We start from the raw sequence: 18,134 nt of genomic DNA on the forward strand, positions 1-18,134 counted from the left end.
TAGACCGAAAAACAGCAGAAAAAGCAAGAATTTGGAGATACATTCTGTTTGGTTTGGCACATCAGCAGAATATGATTAACTTTGTTAGTAGAAATAAATTAGAACAAACGAAAATGACAAAAACAGAACAATACGCTCAACTTATCCCTCAAATAAAAGCACTTATTGAGAAACAAACCAATGTTGTTGGAGCACTATGCAATGTAACTGCCCTACTGAAAGAAGCCTTTGACTATTATTTTTGGGTGGGATTTTATATTGTAAAGGACCATTCTTTGCAGTTAGGACCATTCCAAGGTAGCGTAGCTTGCTATACTATTGCGAAGGGGAAAGGCGTTTGTGGCACCTCATGGGATAGCCAAAAGACCATCATTGTCGACGATGTTGAGCAGTTTAAAGGGCATATTGCCTGCTCGTCTCTATCTCGTTCAGAGATTGTAGTACCCATATTCAAAGACAATGAGGTGGTGGCTGTGATCGATGTAGATAGTAAAGACTTAGCAAGTTTCGATGAACACGACGCCAAAGGCTTAGAAAGCATAGCACAACTGGTAGCTCCTATGTTTTAAAGCGAGCATTGTTTAAAATTCGATAAAAACCACATCGAATAGCAATGGAACAATAAAAAGATATTAAATAGACTCAAAGAAAAAAGCGATAAATAAAGAATTATCATTATTTTCGCATCATAAAAGATATCAACGGACAAGTGCAACTTACTTCTTTATCAACCTTTAATGGGTAATAACTTAGTTACACAATTTTCGTTGCTATCTTTTTTTATTGCTCTAATGCAATGATAGGAAACCAATATCAATGCTTTTAAGACCCAACAGCTATGCTTTTGCACCCCAATAGCACTGCTTTTACCCTTCAAAAGCAATGTTATTAGAACGCAAGTTGCAACGAATAGATAATCAATTGAAAATCAACAACTTGCAAAGAACAAGCGAAAAAGGTTGAACAACCATCAACAAAGAAAGGAAGAACGATGAAAGAAACAGCATTAAAACAAGTGGCGTTTCGCTATCAGGCACTCTATATCGAAACCAACCAACACGAAAACGACACTCAAGTTGCACCCACCAAAGAAGCACTTGCATTTATAAAGCTTTTGAGCGACTATGGTTATAGCGTTTCAGAAGCCCTTTTACATGCGCTATATCGTTGTTCTGTTGAGGAGTTGAACCAACAAACTGAAGTGATTAAAGAGGCTTTAGGCGTGGATTTTAATTGGACTCCGCTTGTAAAGAATTGGCAAGTGCCCACCAATGAAAGCACCATAGATCACCTTATCACCCTCTTTGTGAATTGCTTTCCTACGACATCAGACATCAAAGGAACACTTTTAGGTTGCGGACACTTCATACCTACAGGCACATTTAACATCGAACGATATAATGGTTGTCCGTTTTGTGGAACGCCATTAGAGCACCATAACGATATTTTTGTAAACCAAGGAAGTGAGAAAAAGGAACTCCATCTATTTCATTTAAGCGATTTAGAGCGTAAATTGAATGAGCTTTTAAGTTCTAAAACACCACTCAATAGAACTCAAATTAACACCCTCACGCTCCTACTTACTCACTTCGATGTTTCGGAAGACACCCTTATCGAAATGAAAGAGACACGCCTTGAGGTGATGAAGGCATGGGCAGAGCAACAGCATTTCGACCGAATAGGAAGCTATATTAGTAGTCCTACCGACTTATTGCGCTTTCTTTGGTTCCTCAAAACCAACCAATCGCAAATAATTCAGCCCAAAACACTCCTCAAAAAGGCATCAAAGCATCGTTTCTTTGCATACGACGAAGAGGAACAAAAAGATCCTTTTACAGAGAAAGAAAAAGAACTTTTAAAGCTAAAATACAACCGAACATGGTGCAAATGGGCTGCTACATGGCTCAACAACCTACCCATGTCGGCAGAAAAAGCAGCCGAAATAATGAACCCACAACGTGGTATGTGGGTGAGAATGATACGTGCTTTGCGTCTACCTGAATACTCAAAAAGAAAGGGTTTTGACGCTTTGGCTCAGCTACTCGACGTGTTCTATAACAAGAATTACACCACTTGGTTGGGCAAGGTTAATGCTGCTAAGCAACAAAACGACCACCAAAAGGAGTTAGAACTATTGAAACAACGCCCTGGAATGTTTGCCCGTGCATTGTTTTCTACCATGCTTCGAATTGGAATAGCACCCACCTTATCGGCTTTTAAAGAAGTGAGTGGCGAAATTTCTCTACGACTTCTCACCTCGCTTTATAGTGCGGCAGAAACCTATTTCATTCCTAATCAAGAGCGATTGATACGCACCATAACGGGAAGTACATACACTGTGCATTCTAATCCGTTGCTAACGAAGTCTGAATCCAGCGCCTATCAAGAGTATATCGACGCCATAAAAGAATTGTATATCAACGCTTTGGAAGAAAAATACAAGAGCGAAGAAAGAGAAGATGCAATTCAAAAGGTATTCATTGATCCCGAATTGATGACCATTCCTATAAGTGTTGGAAACCGAACCAGCACCATTCAAAATGCAGGTTGCGCCCTAATGGGAACCCGTTTCAACGTGCAAGGCAACCAAGTGCGTTTGTTTTTAAACTGGGGTGTGGGTCTTCCTGCTCAGCATTTGGATATGGATTTAAGCTGTAACCTTAGCTTAAAAGACGGAACAACAGATGTTTGTAGCTTTTATAACTTATCTCCTGAGGGCTGTTTACATTCTGGAGACATTCGAACTATACCCGAAAAGATTGGTACTGCCGAATATATCGAGTTAGATCTCGATAAACTTTCTAAACGAGAGGTGGCTTATGTCACTTTCACCTGTAATGCTTACACTGATGGTTCTTTATCGCCTAATATGCGAGTTGGTTGGATGAATAGTGCAAACAAAATGACGATTAGCGAAGAAACAGGCGTTGCTTTCGACCCATCTACGGTGCAACACATGGTGACTATTGCTTCGAACAACTTGTCAAAGGGCTTAGCTTTTGGCGTGTTAGATATGGATAAACGAGAAATTACATGGTTGGAACTGCCTTTAAGCGGTCCTACTGTTCAGTGGTTGAACAATGGTTCGGTTGAACTTTTGTTGCAACAGCTTCGCAACAAGCCTACCATTGGTGAATTGTTGCAGTTAAAAGCGAAGGCACAAGGAATTGAAATCACAACGAATAAGGACGAAGCCGATATGGTTTACGACTATAATTGGGCCTTAGATGTAGCTCAAGTGAGCAACACCTTATTATAATATAGATTCTATTTAGCAAAAAATCAGAATCGAAGTAAAAAGATATGGATTGAAAAGAGCCACTATATTTGTGTTATAGTGGCTCTTTTTATGGTTTCTATCGAACTAAGTTGGTGTCTAACAAATCATCTCCTACCAAGTTAATTGCTAAATGATATTTATCTAAATAGTCGATTTTCATCATCTTTTTAGGCGCAAAATCAGTTGGAGATAATGCCAAAGCAACATGTCCCATGGTTGTTCTTAAATTCAATTCAACACAAGGATGCAACTTAAATGTTGTGGCATCATCAGTGGTTACCACCATCATATCAACACCAAAATTACCTACATATTTTCCTTTAAAAGCGGAAGCCAATTGCGAACAGATATTGGTTTGAACCAATTGGAGTAATTCTTGCTTAACAAACTGATTGACAATGTCTTCTTTTATGGCTTCATTAGCCAACAAATTGCCTGAATAAGCTCTATTTTCTGTTGAGAAAATAGACAAACCTTTATATTCTATTTCGCCCTGTTCTGAGGCATAAAACTCCATACCAAAGTCGAGAACACGATTGTAATAAGGCTCAATTATCAATCCACCTTGCTGCTCTAAGATGTTTTTCATCCAGCCTTTGTTCGACTCATCTACTGTATTATCAATGTATCTAACGCCTCTTCCACTACTACTCCAGGGTGCTTTGATAACATAAAGCGCAGGGTTGTGGTTGAAAAACTGCATCACTTTCTCATGACTATCGGTGAAATACATGCTATCTCCTATCAAATCGTCGCTTAAACTCACCAAATGGGGCAGTAAAGAGCATGCTGCAAAAGAGCGATTACTGATATTTCGAATGGTTTCTAAGGCTTCGTTAGAGGGCAAAAACTGCTCTAACTGTGGGTTAATGCCTAATAAATAGGTGGTAATGGCACGGTCCCAACCCCATGGTTGTATGCGTAAATCGATGTTGCTTAAATCCTTTTCTGCCAATTGTGCAGGCGACAAAAGCTCTACTTCTTTACTAAAGGCATTTAAATGTCTTAACGATTCGTTGGCAGCTTCAACATTCTCCACCAACACCCAGTCGCCTTTTGGGGCGTAAAGTGCAGGCAAGAAGCCTAAATCGGCACGCAATTCACGGGCAGAATGAGGCGCAGTGAAAATACTTTTGTTTATTGCTAAAGCAATATCATGCTCGGGATTAAATATGTGAAGCGTCATTTTATTATCGTAAGTATATATCTTTCTATAAAAATAAGTATCTCTTTATCAGCATATTACAGTCTTATTAAACTGTAATACCCATATCTCTCTACTGCAAAGGTAATACAAAAAACACTGAAAAACCTATTTCGAGAAGAGAATAAAAACATAGATTTGAATTTAATAAAACGAAAAATAATCACAAATCACCAATTATTTTGCAATGTGTAGTTTGCAAATTTAGAAATAAATGTTATCTTTGCAGAGATATTTTTAATTAGGAACAAGATAAATGGAAGCATTTTTTCGCACCCATACTTATTTGGTTGAACACCTCGAAGCACCCGTAAGAAGAGTGTTAATGGATCAAATCAATTGGGAAGACCGATTGATTGGGATTAAAGGCACACGTGGAGTTGGTAAAACAACCTTCCTATTACAATATGCAAAAGAACACTTTGGAGCTACAGATAGGCAATGCTTATATGTAAACATGAACAACTTATACTTCCAAGGACATGGTATTGCTGAGTTTGCAAGCTACTTTATCAATCAAGGAGGTAAAGTGTTATTGATCGACCAGGTGTTTAAACATCCTAATTGGAGCAGTGAAATAAGAGCCTGTTACGACCTCTTTCCACAACTAAAGATTGTTTTCACGGGCTCAAGTGTAATGAGATTGAAAGAGGAAAATCCCGAACTTAACGGCATAGTGAAAAGCTATGACCTTCGAGGTTTCTCATTTAGAGAATATCTTAATCTACAAACAGAAAATCAGTTTAAGCATTATTCTCTCACAGATATTTTAGAAAAGAGCGAAGAAATAACAAAAGAGATAACACAAAAGCTAAACCCATTAGACTTTTTCCAAGACTATCTACATCATGGTTTCTACCCTTTCTTCTTAGAGAATCGCAATTTCTCGGAGAATTTGTTGAAGACTATGAACATGATGACAGAGGTTGACATTCTCTTAATCAAACAAATTGAGCTGAAATATCTCGCTAAAATTAAGAAACTATTCTACGAGTTGGCTGTAGATAACCACAAAGCACCCAACATTAGTAATTTAGCTGAAGGAATAAAGACTAGCCGTGCAACGGTGATGAACTATATCAAGTATCTCGAAGATGCACGACTTATCAATATGATGTATCCCTTTGGGGCTTCATTTCCCAAGAAACCCGCAAAGATTATGATGCAAAACACCAATCTAATCTATTCCATTTACCCTATACAAGTTGAGCAATCATCTGTTATGGAAACATTCTTTGTGAATGCTTTGTGGAAAGATCACTTGGTGAATCAAGGCAATAAAGAACATTATTACCTTGTTGATGGAAAAACAAAGTTTAGAATATGCGACGCATTAAGTGAGGCAAAAATAAGACATAACGCCGATACTATCTATGCGCAATATAACTCAAAAGACGGAAAGGGTAACCAAATACCACTTTGGTTGTTTGGCTTTCTATATTAAAATACAAAACATTAATTAATATTTTATCTATAAGAAAATGGCAAAAGAAAAAAAGTTTATCACTTGTGATGGTAACGAAGCAGCAGCACATGTATCATACATGTTCTCAGAAGTTGCCGCTATCTACCCTATCACACCATCTTCTCCAATGGCAGCTCATGTTGATGAATGGGCAGCAAAGGGTCGCAAGAACCTTTTTGGACAAACAGTTGCAGTTCAAGAAATGCAATCTGAAGGTGGAGCAGCTGGTGCAATGCACGGTTCTTTACAAGCTGGTGCCTTAACAACTACATTCACTGCATCGCAAGGTTTGTTGTTGATGATCCCCAATATGTATAAAATCGCAGGAGAAATGCTTCCCTGTGTGTTCGATGTTTCAGCACGTGCAATCGCTACTCATGCACTAAGTATCTTCGGAGACCACTCTGACGTTATGGCATGTAGACAAACAGGATTCGCAATGTTCTGCTCTGGTTCAGTGCAAGAGGTTATGGACCTTACTGCTGTTCCTCACTTAGCAACACTTAAGACAAGCATTCCTTTCGTTAACTTCTTCGACGGTTTCCGTACATCTCACGAATATCAAAAGGTTGAAGTGATTGATCAAGAGGAAATTGCAAAGCTTGTTGACCCTGCAGATATTAAGAGATTCCGTGATCGTGCCTTAACTCCTGAACGCCCTTCAACAAGAGGTACAGCTGAAAACCCTGAGACATTCTTCACTCACAGAGAAGCTTGTAACCAATATTACGAGAACATTCCTGAGGTAGTTGAAGATTACTTAGGCAAGATTTCAGAAATTACTGGTCGTGAATATCACCTATTCTCTTACTATGGAGCTAAGGATGCTGAGAACATTATTATATTAATGGGTTCTGCAACAGAAGCTGCTCGTGAGGCAATTGACTACCTTGTTAAGCAAGGAAAGAAAGTGGGTATGATCGCTGTTCACTTATATCGTCCATTCTCTGTTAAGCACTTGCTTGCTGCAGTACCTGAAACTGTGAAGAGAATTGCTGTTCTTGACCGTACAAAAGAGCCAGGAGCTGAAGGTGAACCATTATACCTTGACGTGAAGAGTGCATTCTACGATCAAGAGAAGAAACCTCTTATCGTTGGTGGTCGCTATGGTCTTGGATCTGCAGACATCACTCCTTCTCACATTATTTCAGTTTATGACAACCTAGAACTTAACGAACCAAAAGACCATTTCACTGTAGGTATCGTTGATGACGTTACATTTACATCTCTTCCTGAAGTGGAAGAACTTCCTTTAGGTGGTGAAGGTGTGTTCGAAGCGAAGTTCTATGGACTTGGAGCTGATGGTACTGTAGGTGCTAATAAGAACTCAGTTAAGATCATTGGTGATAATACAAACAAGTATTGTCAAGCTTATTTCTCTTACGACTCAAAGAAATCAGGAGGTTTCACCTGCTCACACTTGCGCTTTGGAGACTCTCCTATCCATTCAACTTATCAAGTAAAAACTCCTAACTTCGTTGCATGTCACGTTCAAGCATACTTGAACATGTACGATGTTATTCGTGGTTTACAAAAGAATGGTCTATTCCTTCTTAACACAATCTTTGAAGGTCAAGAGCTAATAGACTTCATTCCTAACAGAATCAAACGCTACTTTGCACAAAACAACATCACTGTTTACTACATGAATGCAACAAAGATAGCGCAAGAAATTGGTCTAGGAAACCGCACAAACACTATTCTTCAAAGTGCATTCTTCAGAATAACAAAGGTTATTCCTATCGACTTGGCTGTTGAACAAATGAAGAAGTTCATCGAAAAGTCATACGGTAATAAGGGACAAGACGTTGTTGATAAGAACTATGCAGCTGTAGATCGTGGAAATGAATACCACACTTTAGAGATCGATCCATTATGGGCTAATCTCCAAGATGATCCTTCTGTAGAAGATGATGCACCTGCATTCATCAAAGAAATCGTTCGTCCTATCAACGCACAAGATGGAGAACGCCTCAAAGTATCAGACTTTATCAAACACGGAATGGTTGATGGTACCTTAAAGAATGGTACTGCTGCATTCGAAAAACGTGGTGTTGAAGCATTTAACCCTGAGTGGACAGCTGACAATTGTATTCAATGTAACAAGTGTGCATACGTTTGTCCTCACGGATGTATTCGTCCATTCGTTCTAGATGAAGCTGAACACGCTCAATTCAACGATACAACTCTAGACATGAAGGTGCCTAAGACTATGGCTGGAATGCACTTCCGTATCCAAGTTAGTGTGCTAGACTGTGTTGGTTGTGGTAACTGTGCAGACGTTTGTCCAGGTAATAAGAATGGTAAAGCACTCGATATGGTTCCATTCACACATGATGAAAAGCAAATCGAGAACTGGAACTACCTTATTAAGGAAGTTAAATCAAAACAACACCTTGTTGACACTCAAAGCAATGTGAAGAACTCTCAGTTCGCTAAAACATTGTTCGAATTCTCTGGAGCATGTTCTGGTTGTGGTGAAACTCCATACGTTAAACTTATTTCTCAGCTCTACGGAGACCGTGAAATGATTGCTAACGCAACTGGTTGTTCATCTATTTACTCTGCATCTATCCCTTCAACTCCTTATACAACAAATGAGGATGGACAAGGACCTGCATTCGCGAACTCTCTATTTGAGGACTTCTGCGAATTCGGTATGGGTATGAATCTTGCTAATAAGAAGATGAGAGAGCGCATTGCTATGTTGCTTGAACAATTGATTAGCGAAGATACTACACCACAAGAAATGAAAGAAGCAGCACAAGAATGGCTTGATTCTAAAGACAATGCAGATGCTTCTAAGGCAGCAACAGCTAAACTTAAGCCTCTAATTCACGCTGGTGCAGAAAAAGGTTGCCCAACATGTGAAGAGTTGAAGACTTTAGATCACTTCTTAGTGAAACGTTCTCAATGGATTATTGGTGGTGACGGTGCTTCTTATGACATCGGTTACGGTGGTCTAGATCACGTTATTGCTTCTGGAGAAGATGTTAACATTCTTGTACTTGACACCGAAGTATATTCAAATACAGGTGGACAAAGCTCTAAATCTACTCCTCTTGGTGCTCTTGCACAGTTCGCTGCACAAGGAAAGCGCATCAGAAAGAAAGACTTAGGCTTGATGGCAACAACATACGGTTATGTATATGTAGCTCAAATTGCTATGGGTGCAGACCAAAACCAAACTCTTAAAGCTATTAGAGAAGCTGAAGCTTATCCTGGACCTTCACTCATTATCGCTTATGCTCCATGTATTGCACACGGTCTTAAGGCTAAAGGTGGAATGGGTAAGAGCCAAGCTGAAGAAGGAAGAGCTGTTGAATGCGGTTACTGGCACTTATGGAGATACAACCCATTGTTGGCAGAAGAGGGCAAGAACCCATTCACTCTTGACTCTAAAGCACCAGATTGGAGCAAGTTCCAAGACTTCCTATTAGGTGAGGTTCGTTACCTATCTGTGAAGAAGGCTTATCCAAACGAAGCACAAGAGTTGTTTAACGCTGCTGAAGAAATGGCTAAGTTGCGTTATAAGAGCTACGTTCGCAAGACTCAAGAAGATTGGAGCAAAGAACAAGAAGCTGAAGCTTAAAGAATCATTCTGATTCATTTCAGAACTTCATAAATATAAAAAGGATGTGCAATATGCGCATCCTTTTTTCGTTTCTACACCCCTCTTTTCTACCAGTAAACAACAAATACAAGAGGAAAGGATTTACTACCTTACAACACCTTAATCGCCTTCCAATTCAAGTCTGCTGCAATTTAAATAGAATTGCAATGCTTTCACAATCTAATAACATTACTATTATATCGTAAATACATTGCTTTTAGCTCACAAAAAAATTGCTTTTGCCTCTTTCCTATTCTATCATCATATTACAAATAAGATAAGCACATTTCTCACGATACAATCAATTAGAAAACAAGCTAAGACTATTTCATTTTAAATAGGGTAAATTCTTGTTCATATAAAGGAAGAAATAGCCTCGTGATCATTTACCCCTCTTATCTCCTAAAAGCATACATTCCCTTTCGTTCTGTGGCTATATCAAACAAAAAGAGTGATACCTCAGAAAGAAGTATCACCCTATTATATTTTAATTCAAGAACTTATTCGATTGAATAAGCTACAGACTCTCGTCTTCAGGCTTATCAATTGTACGAATAACCGTCCTTACTAATCTCTTTTTTTTAAGCCACTGAGCCTTTCTTTGCTCGTAGTTTGCTCTTTGTTTCTCTAGGAAATTATCTGCCATTTAGCGATTAAACTTACTATAGATAACGTTTATTAGAACCTTTCCATTGGTGTTATTAGGTCCTCCAACAAGCTTAGTACTTGTTAAAGACATATCAGGTTCAACCGAAGAAAGGATTGTTAAGCCACTTGAAGCATCAGAAGTGTATGTTGCTTTCACAGGAATTAAGAGCACTTTGTTCCAGTTTGCGCTTGCTGTTCCATTCTTCTTCTCCTTATACATCGCATGAACTAACTTACTAATGTTGTTAAAGGTGTAAGTGTTGTATGTCTTACTATATTCTGCAAGATAACTTGTTTTATTGTCTGCAAGCTTTCTTTGAGAGAAGAAAGCAGCTGCTTCGTCTACAGGAATCAACATCACTGTTGTTGGAACATTGAAAGCATATTGCGATGCTGTGGTGTTATTGATGCGGTGAAGCATTATCTTAGCAGAGCTGATAGTGTCGTTATCGTGTCCTTGCATAATCTTTTCAATTGGCAATTCCATTTGAGTGTAGATGCCTGCAGGAGTCTTTAAGTAAGTGTGTTGTGTCTCGTTTACAAGCGAGTTCAACTTTGTTTGGTCGTTTTGAACATAAGTTGTAGAAAGAACTTCTTCTGTTCCAGAGAACGAAACGCCTCCCTTTGTATCTTGTCCATTCTTCTTTAAGCGGAAGAATACACTGATATCTACTGCACTAATATTTGCCATTGCACCCACACCAGATGTTGATTTGAAGTAAATACCTGGTAGAACGTTTTTAATGAACTGCAAAGGATTAGCGAAATAGTTAGGATTTGAATAGTATTGCTTCATCAAATAAGTACCAAAGTTCTTATATTCAACGTGGTTCTTATCGTAATATTTACTATTTAAATCAATGGTAATACCTTTATAATAGGTCTTTTTAGAGCGCACTGTTGCAGGTATATTCATATCAACAAGTGAATATACTTTCTCATATTTTGTGCTGTTGCTGGTGATATAAGGCGATACTTCAGGATTAAAGTCCGACTTATACTCTCTATTTTCAAGCATTGGCTGATCCATGATGAATGCTGTAACCTTCATCTTTGTTAATGAATCGCCATAAAAAGAATCGTAATAAAGAGTTATTCTGCATGAATCTGCATAAACGCCACTAGCATCTTTGCTTACAATACTATCTGTTTTAGGAAGCGAAAAGTCGTTAGGGCAATAGAATTGGGTCATAAAATTACTTGTGATATATGTCCCTGTTTCTGCATCTAACACCTTTCCTAAATGGTTATTTGCATCTCTTGATAGTACAGCACCAGACAAAACAGATTTTGTACTCACCTCAAAAGAGTCTGAATTAATTGTCAGCTTATCTGTATCATCAATAAGGCTACCACCAAGATTTGATGTATTCTCGCTGCACGAAGCTGCTAAAAGCATGCCTAAACAGCAAATAAATAAATATTTTAAACGCATAGTTCTCTTTCTTTTCAATATCTTTCGATTGATATTCTGTCATCTCACAAAGCATCACTCCTACCGATATTTACGGTAGTTGCACTGCCCGTTCTCACTAATTAACACACGGTATTATTCTGTTTCGCCAAGAATTTGATTATAGAAATTGCTATATTCTGTAGCAAGGTCTGCTTCCGAATGGTTCAAAACGAATTTACCTTTCTCTGAAGCATAGGCTAACATATCTTTATTTTCATTAGGAACGGCCTCAATAATACCATCACTAAAATCAATAGCAAGCTTTGTTAGCTCATTAAAATCAAACTTATCGTTGTATGGTTTAAGCACTTTCTTGTTGGCATCTCTAAACTCTAAGCAGTCTTTAAAGTTATCTTTAAAATCTGATTGTAGTCTATCATTGAACAAAGAAGTAACGACTTTAGTGTTTGCAAACGATGGTTCATCGTGATAAGCTGTCTTGATATAGAGTGGAATAATTGACGACATCCAACCTTGACAATGAATAATATCTGGTGTCCAACGTAGCTTTTTCACTGTTTCTAACACGCCACGAGCAAAGAATATAGCACGTTCGCCATTGTCATTGTATTCGTTTCCTTCTTCATCTACTGCCATTTGACGCTTCATAAAGAAATCATCATTATCGATAAAGTACACTTGTACACGTGCTTGAGGCACTGAAGCAACCTTAATTATCAATGGATGGTCGGTGTCATCTATAATAAGATTCATCCCCGAAAGACGAATAACTTCATGTAATTGACCTCTACGTTCATTAATAATACCCCACTTTGGCATAAAAGTACGAATCTCAAAACCATTCTCTTGAATTGTTTTTGGAACCTCAATACCTTTCAATGATAAGGGAGTTTCAGGGACATAAGGTGTAATCTCTTGGTTGATGAATAATATTTTCTTTGCCATTTTGATTTTAATTTGTTATTTGCAAAGATACTATTTTTTTGTTGAACTAAAGTTCAAGTAACCACATTATTATTAATATATAAGACTTTTAGCTTATATTTTTATTGTTATTTTTCGATATTAAAGAAAAAAGTTGTTATTTTGCACCCGATAATTCACTTGATTTGTCATTCAAGAAGAAAACAAAATGAAGATTTTCGACAATATTGTAGACCTACAAAACGAGCTTTTCTACTTAAGAAAAGCCAACAAAAAGATAGGACTTGTGCCTACCATGGGAGCACTACACCAAGGTCATGCATCATTGGTTAAGCAGTGTGTAGCCGACAATGACATCACAATTGTATCGGTATTTCTTAATCCCACACAGTTTAACGACCCCAAAGACCTTGAGCGTTATCCTCGAACTTTTGAGGAAGATTGTAAGATTTTGAATGAAGTTGGAGCCGATATTGTATTCGCTCCCACCCCAAAAGAGATGTATCCAACTCCTGATAACCGCCACTTCGAGTTCCCACCAACATCAACTGTAATGGAAGGAGCTAAACGTCCAGGACACTTTAACGGCGTTTGTCAGGTCGTTTCTCGCCTATTTTATATCACAAAACCACACAATGCATACTTTGGGGAGAAGGATTGGCAACAGATTTGTGTTATAAAACAACTCGTAAAGTATTTAAATTTAGATATCAACATTATCGAATGTCCTATCATTAGAGAGGAAAGTGGATTGGCAATGAGCTCTCGTAACGCCCTATTAACAAGCGAAGAGCGAGCAATTGCAGCCAATATCTACCGCATTTTAAAGGAAAGCGTAACAAAGAAAGACAGCTTATCGGTAGGCGAACTTCAACAAGAAGTGATCAATTCGATTAATGCCATAGACCAATTGGAGGTGGAATACTTCGAAATTGTAGACGGAAACACCTTAGAAACTGTACATTCGTGGAACGATTCGCCTTATATTGTGGGCTGCATCACCGTATATTGTGGCGCAACTCCTATTCGCTTAATCGACCACATCAAATATAAATAACCCCTACAAAGCAACTATCACAACGTTGCAAGAGGCAAAAAGCAAGAAAAAGAGATAAAAACATGATGATTCAAGTTTTAAAATCGAAGCTACATCGAGTTAAAGTTACCGATGCAAATCTTAACTATATAGGAAGTATAACTATCGATGAGGACCTTTTAGACGCTGCAAATATGATTGCAGGAGAGAAGGTTCAGATTGTAGATAACAACAACGGAGAACGCTTTGAAACCTATATTATAGCCGGAGAACGTGGTTCTGGCTGCATATGTTTAAACGGAGCAGCAGCTAGAAAGGTGCAAATTGGCGACACTATTATCATCATTTCATACGCACTCATGGACTTTGAAGAGGCTAAAACCTTTACACCTTGGGTGGTATTCCCTAAAGATAATAAGATCGAGCGATAACAACTCACCTGCAAACACGATTTACTTGCTCTATAAAGCCATTCTATTCCATACCCAAAAGCGGTTTAAGAATGATGCTATAACAGCTTAAACAAGCTGTAAAAGCAGAGTTAAAGCTGATTTAGAGTGAGAATTGAGCAGCTAAAAAGAATAAGATTATATAAGAGTGCAATTGATTATATCGATTGCACTCTTTTCTTTTGCAATACATTCACACTCAACTCCTCTTTTAAATCCATTCTAATATACGCTAAACTATACGTCTTATGTGCCTTAAAAGGTGAGTACTATCCTTACCTTTGCAATACCACCAAGCACACAAAGAACGCTTCTAACGTAGTATTTTCACCCCAACAGTCACTCAACAAGTCCCTAAAAGCATTTCAATTCAAAGCAACCTGTAGTCATATAACTAAGCCAATCGCCCTCTATAACTTATCAAAATCTCTTAAAGAGACATTTATTTTCATATTAAGGAGAAGTATAATAGAAGCAAAATAAACCTCTTTTCAAAGCAATTTTCATATATTCCAGGGACTTTTACTATTACATATGATCTATTCTCACGTTCTCTTTTCCTACTTTTCGTCCCTCGAAAGCAGCTAATAAGATAAGAATTAAGCCGATTTAAGCCATAAAACAAATCCTTTTCTATCCCTTTCATGCTCCTATTTTGCTCTTCCTCGAGGCTTTTAACGATGCAAAGTCACGCATATTCCATTGTTTTCGAGCCACAATATCACTCTTACTAAGCTGAAAATCGTTATTTTCCACATCATTTTCTCCCAATTTTACATCTAATAAGAGGTATAACTGGCACCGCACCTCCATAATTTCACAATGCAAAAGCAGTGATATTTGAATGCAATAGCTATGCTTTTTACTGCTAATAGCAATGCTTTTACTCTGCAAACTCAATACTTTTTCGCTTCATTCTGATGAAAATCACATCTAAATAAAAGGACATTTCTCACCTAAAAGGCAGTTTTTTAGGACAAAAGTTATCAACAATAGAATATCAAATTCAAAATAAATTAACATAAGTAAACATTTACATTGTTGATAACTTACAACAAAAAAGGGAGCAAAAATGCTCCCAAAATCACAAAAAAATAAGATTCTAAAACAAATAATAGTCTTAGAATCTCATATTTCCTTATCTTTTACTTCTTAGGAACAAAGGTTTCCCAAGTCTGATCATCAAAAAATATACGTATTTCGGTAATCTGTCGCTGTGGTTTTTCCACTTCTTTTATGACTACACGCTCTTTAGGTGTGTTATAATTAACGCCTGAATAAGATGGGGAATTATCGAAATCTAGAGTAGGAGTCGCTGCTTTAGCAGTAGAAGCATCTGAATTTGCTGTTTCAAAATGTTCGCCTTCATTAGCAAACATATCATCATTTTGCGAACTATCATCTAAAAACATCGGGCCATTTCCATACATCAACCAATCTAAATTTATAGAAGGAAATTTCTTCTTGATGGCATCTACATGATTTAATGTTGGTTTTGTGCGATCATTAAAGATGCTACTTAATGATGCAGGAGACAATCCTAAGATGTCAGCAAAGGTCTGTTGAGACATGTGCTGATGTAACATTAGTTGGCGAATTCTATCTTTCATTTTTGCTCTTTTACTACAATTATACTGCGAAAATCGCTTTTTCTATTTACATTACAAAGGTAAATCAAAAAAAGGAGATATGCAACAAATCTAAAATAAATATGCAAATAAAAAACTTTACAAATACATATTTAAATCTTTACGTTGATCCTTCATGTTTTTATATTTATATATTCACATTTAAATGTCATACATTTCAAAAGATAATAGAAACCCCTCATTTACTTTAATTCAAACTATATAGATATTGGTTATTAAATAGTTACAAACATATATACATCTGTAAATATAGCATTCTCTATGCTCTACAGGCAAAATTGTATACTAAACCAAATTAAAAGATATAATAAACAAATAATAAAACACTGGTTTTCAGCAACTTATTGTTTTATATCACACTCCGAATATATTTACATTTGCAATTGTAAAGGGTCTTAATTTGCAAATTCGTATCCTGTTTTTAATATATAAATATTTACATATCCATATTAGTGCAACATCATTTTAAATTACAAAGTAAAATAAATTATATATTTACATTTCAAACTTTACAAAGTAAAACATAAAACAAAGCTTAACGATAAATTGAGTAGTGAAAAATGAAGTCATTTTCTTCATTTCTTTAGTATTCACGAACAAGGATAAAGTTGCTGAGAAATACGAAAAATATGAGCATAAAAAAAGTGGCAAAAACCCTTTGTTTATGCCACTTTGTAGTATGTTTTTTCTGTACAGTAAAAATTCGATTCTAGAATAAAAATAGGTAAAAACTACCCTATTTTAGTGTAAAATGAAGAACAAAAGCTCCTTCATTAGCTCATCTGCAGATGTATTTGGGTTATCTAAACCTTTGCTTTTAGCATCAACCTCTCTAATCTTCTCTATAATTTGCATTGCCTTTACACCCGAATAGTTCCTCATTCCAAGTATATAATCTTTGGCAGCCCAGCTCGATTTCAATTCTAAAAATCTCGCAACATCAGCTTCATTACTCCTATTTGGCGCATAATAGGCAATCATTAGATTTTGAAAATAACTGAACAACAGCGGTAGAAAGGCATATATAGAGCCTGACTTAGGATTCTTTTCAAAATAGTTGATAATGAGATTTGCCTTATATACATCTTTATTTATAATGGCACTTCGAAGTTCAAACGTATTAAATTCTTTACTTATACCTATCTTCTGCTCCACCATCTCTGGTGTTATGATTCTATTTTTATCATCTAACGACAAAATGATTTTATCTAATTCAGACACTAACCTACTTAAATCTGCTCCCACATGCTCTACAATCATATCCGAAGATTTGGCATCTATCTGCACATGTTTACCTTTTAAATATTTGTTAATGAAGGTATTTAATTCATAATCTCGTTTTTTCTTACTTTCAAAGACAATTCCAACCGATTCTGCTTTCGCTACAACTTTCTTACGTTTGTCTATTAATCCATTTTTATGACACCACACTAAAATTGTTGTTGGCATTGGATTTACAAGATACTTTTCGAGTGCATCGAGTGATTTTACATTCTGCGCTTCTTTCACAATCACCACTCTATGGCTCGACATCATAGGATATCCCTTTGCAATATCTACCACTTGAGCTGCTGTTACATCTGCTCCAAAGAGAATAGTTTGATTAAAATCTTGCTCTTCTGGCTTCAAAACAGAGTTTGCTATGGCATCTGCTATCTGATCGATGTAATACGATTCGTCTCCCATCAATATGTAAACAGGTGCATATTGCCGTTGTTCTATACGGCGCATGATGTCTTCGAAAGTAATAGAACTTTTCTTTTCAGTCATACATTATTATATATATAAAACTAAATAGTGCATCAATCTGAATACCACTACTCTATTTTTAGCAATCCATCTTTATGCAAAAAAGCAATGATAAAAAGTTTCTTACTACACTAAAATAGCAGTATCTTTGCACTATCTTGCAAAGTTAATAAAATGATTCCATTAAATTTACCATCATACAACATAAAATTGTCGGGCACAAAAGAGCATCCTTTGATACTGGATTCGTTACGAAAGAAATATGTTTCGCTAACTCCTGAAGAGTGGGTGCGCCAACATTTCGTGCATTTTCTTATCGAAGAGAAAGGTTTTCCTGCCCCACTTTTAGCCAATGAGGTGGGTCTTTCATGTGGAAACAAGCAACTTCGAGCAGACAGTATTCTATATAATAAATCACTAAAGCCACAAGTTATCATCGAATACAAAGCTCCTTCGGTTACAATAACACAAAAAGTGTTCGACCAAATTAGCGCTTATAACATGCTACTACATGTGGATTATCTCATTGTGAGCAATGGATTACAGCATTTTTGTTGTAAGATGGACTACGAGAATCATTCTTATCATTTTTTGAAAGATATCCCCTCGTATTCAGAAATAACTGAGTCGGCACCCTAATAATAGGTGTTTGCGCCCCAATCAACAGTTCAACATACATTTATATAATAGAAATAACATA

General features: G+C 36.9%; 13 protein-coding genes. 7 read left to right on the top strand and 6 right to left on the bottom strand.

The features are described 5' to 3' along the window. The first annotated feature begins 113 nt into the window (after positions 1-113). Positions 114-569 carry a GAF domain-containing protein gene (locus A3GM_RS0106365; protein ID WP_018362554.1) on the top strand — a complete coding sequence of 152 codons (456 nt, stop codon included), beginning with the start codon at positions 114-116 and terminating at the stop codon, positions 567-569. 422 nt (positions 570-991) lie between these two features. Beyond that, positions 992-3,259 (top strand): TerD family protein, encoded by a 2,268-nt coding sequence (locus A3GM_RS0106375; protein ID WP_018362555.1) that lies wholly within the window; start codon positions 992-994, stop codon positions 3,257-3,259. A gap of 97 nt (positions 3,260-3,356) precedes the next feature. Here A3GM_RS0106375 and A3GM_RS0106380 read toward each other — a convergent pair whose 3' ends face one another. Then, positions 3,357-4,466, bottom strand: coding sequence for a hypothetical protein (locus tag A3GM_RS0106380; protein ID WP_018362556.1), 1,110 nt, complete (start codon positions 4,464-4,466; stop codon positions 3,357-3,359). Positions 4,467-4,740: 274 nt separating this feature from the next. Between A3GM_RS0106380 and A3GM_RS0106390 the strand changes: the two genes are divergently transcribed. Together A3GM_RS0106390 and nifJ are read left to right on the top strand one after the other, a co-directional pair. Then, positions 4,741-5,928 (top strand): ATP-binding protein, encoded by a 1,188-nt coding sequence (locus tag A3GM_RS0106390; protein WP_018362557.1) that lies wholly within the window; start codon positions 4,741-4,743, stop codon positions 5,926-5,928. Positions 5,929-5,965: 37 nt separating this feature from the next. After that, the gene (gene nifJ, locus A3GM_RS0106395; RefSeq protein WP_018362558.1) at positions 5,966-9,541 is read left to right on the top strand and encodes a pyruvate:ferredoxin (flavodoxin) oxidoreductase; all 3,576 of its coding nucleotides are present in this window, start codon (positions 5,966-5,968) and stop codon (positions 9,539-9,541) included. A gap of 538 nt (positions 9,542-10,079) precedes the next feature. Here nifJ and A3GM_RS11765 read toward each other — a convergent pair. The 3 genes from A3GM_RS11765 to A3GM_RS0106410 form a co-directional block, all read right to left on the bottom strand. After that, a complete protein-coding gene (locus A3GM_RS11765) occupies positions 10,080-10,208 on the bottom strand; it encodes a hypothetical protein (protein ID WP_018362559.1) in 129 nt (42 codons plus the stop codon). Then, on the bottom strand, positions 10,209-11,645 hold the full coding sequence (locus tag A3GM_RS0106405; protein WP_018362560.1) for a DUF4270 domain-containing protein: 1,437 nt from the start codon (positions 11,643-11,645) through the stop codon (positions 10,209-10,211). Positions 11,646-11,759: 114 nt separating this feature from the next. Continuing rightward, positions 11,760-12,572, bottom strand: coding sequence for a glycogen/starch synthase (locus A3GM_RS0106410; RefSeq protein WP_018362561.1), 813 nt, complete (start codon positions 12,570-12,572; stop codon positions 11,760-11,762). 187 nt (positions 12,573-12,759) lie between these two features. Here A3GM_RS0106410 and panC point away from each other — a divergent pair, with 187 nt between their 5' ends. Together panC and panD are read left to right on the top strand one after the other, a co-directional pair. After that, entirely contained in the window at positions 12,760-13,608 is an 849-nt protein-coding gene (gene panC / locus A3GM_RS0106415; protein WP_018362562.1) for a pantoate--beta-alanine ligase, read from the top strand. A gap of 62 nt (positions 13,609-13,670) precedes the next feature. Then, complete coding sequence (gene panD, locus A3GM_RS0106420; protein ID WP_018362563.1) at positions 13,671-14,018, top strand: aspartate 1-decarboxylase; 348 nt, start codon at positions 13,671-13,673, stop codon at positions 14,016-14,018. A 1,163-nt stretch (positions 14,019-15,181) separates the two neighbouring features. On the opposite strand, the gene A3GM_RS0106430 is transcribed toward panD, so the two are convergent. Then, positions 15,182-15,646 carry a helix-turn-helix domain-containing protein gene (locus tag A3GM_RS0106430; protein WP_018362565.1) on the bottom strand — a complete coding sequence of 155 codons (465 nt, stop codon included), beginning with the start codon at positions 15,644-15,646 and terminating at the stop codon, positions 15,182-15,184. A 780-nt stretch (positions 15,647-16,426) separates the two neighbouring features. Beyond that, a complete protein-coding gene (gene holA / locus A3GM_RS0106435; protein ID WP_018362567.1) occupies positions 16,427-17,455 on the bottom strand; it encodes a DNA polymerase III subunit delta in 1,029 nt (342 codons plus the stop codon). A gap of 153 nt (positions 17,456-17,608) precedes the next feature. Between holA and A3GM_RS0106440 the strand changes: the two genes are divergently transcribed. Beyond that, entirely contained in the window at positions 17,609-18,073 is a 465-nt protein-coding gene (locus A3GM_RS0106440; protein ID WP_025830115.1) for a type I restriction enzyme HsdR N-terminal domain-containing protein, read from the top strand. Positions 18,074-18,134: the final 61 nt, after the last annotated feature.

It is taken from the genome of Hoylesella nanceiensis DSM 19126 = JCM 15639 (assembly GCF_000379965.1).
In the GTDB taxonomy this organism is placed as follows: Bacteria; Bacteroidota; Bacteroidia; order Bacteroidales; family Bacteroidaceae; genus Prevotella; species Prevotella nanceiensis.

What these genes read in the sequence shown, in the direction of transcription:
- A3GM_RS0106365 (WP_018362554.1), top strand. Translation starts at nt 114, where the DNA reads ATGACAAAAACAGAACAATACGCTCAACTTATCCCTCAAATAAAAGCA.
- A3GM_RS0106375 (WP_018362555.1), top strand. Translation starts at nt 992, where the DNA reads ATGAAAGAAACAGCATTAAAACAAGTGGCGTTTCGCTATCAGGCACTC.
- A3GM_RS0106380 (WP_018362556.1), bottom strand. Translation starts at nt 4,466, where the DNA reads ATGACGCTTCACATATTTAATCCCGAGCATGATATTGCTTTAGCAATA.
- A3GM_RS0106390 (WP_018362557.1), top strand. Translation starts at nt 4,741, where the DNA reads ATGGAAGCATTTTTTCGCACCCATACTTATTTGGTTGAACACCTCGAA.
- nifJ (WP_018362558.1), top strand. Translation starts at nt 5,966, where the DNA reads ATGGCAAAAGAAAAAAAGTTTATCACTTGTGATGGTAACGAAGCAGCA.
- A3GM_RS11765 (WP_018362559.1), bottom strand. Translation starts at nt 10,208, where the DNA reads ATGGCAGATAATTTCCTAGAGAAACAAAGAGCAAACTACGAGCAAAGA.
- A3GM_RS0106405 (WP_018362560.1), bottom strand. Translation starts at nt 11,645, where the DNA reads ATGCGTTTAAAATATTTATTTATTTGCTGTTTAGGCATGCTTTTAGCA.
- A3GM_RS0106410 (WP_018362561.1), bottom strand. Translation starts at nt 12,572, where the DNA reads ATGGCAAAGAAAATATTATTCATCAACCAAGAGATTACACCTTATGTC.
- panC (WP_018362562.1), top strand. Translation starts at nt 12,760, where the DNA reads ATGAAGATTTTCGACAATATTGTAGACCTACAAAACGAGCTTTTCTAC.
- panD (WP_018362563.1), top strand. Translation starts at nt 13,671, where the DNA reads ATGATGATTCAAGTTTTAAAATCGAAGCTACATCGAGTTAAAGTTACC.
- A3GM_RS0106430 (WP_018362565.1), bottom strand. Translation starts at nt 15,646, where the DNA reads ATGAAAGATAGAATTCGCCAACTAATGTTACATCAGCACATGTCTCAA.
- holA (WP_018362567.1), bottom strand. Translation starts at nt 17,455, where the DNA reads ATGACTGAAAAGAAAAGTTCTATTACTTTCGAAGACATCATGCGCCGT.
- A3GM_RS0106440 (WP_025830115.1), top strand. Translation starts at nt 17,609, where the DNA reads ATGATTCCATTAAATTTACCATCATACAACATAAAATTGTCGGGCACA.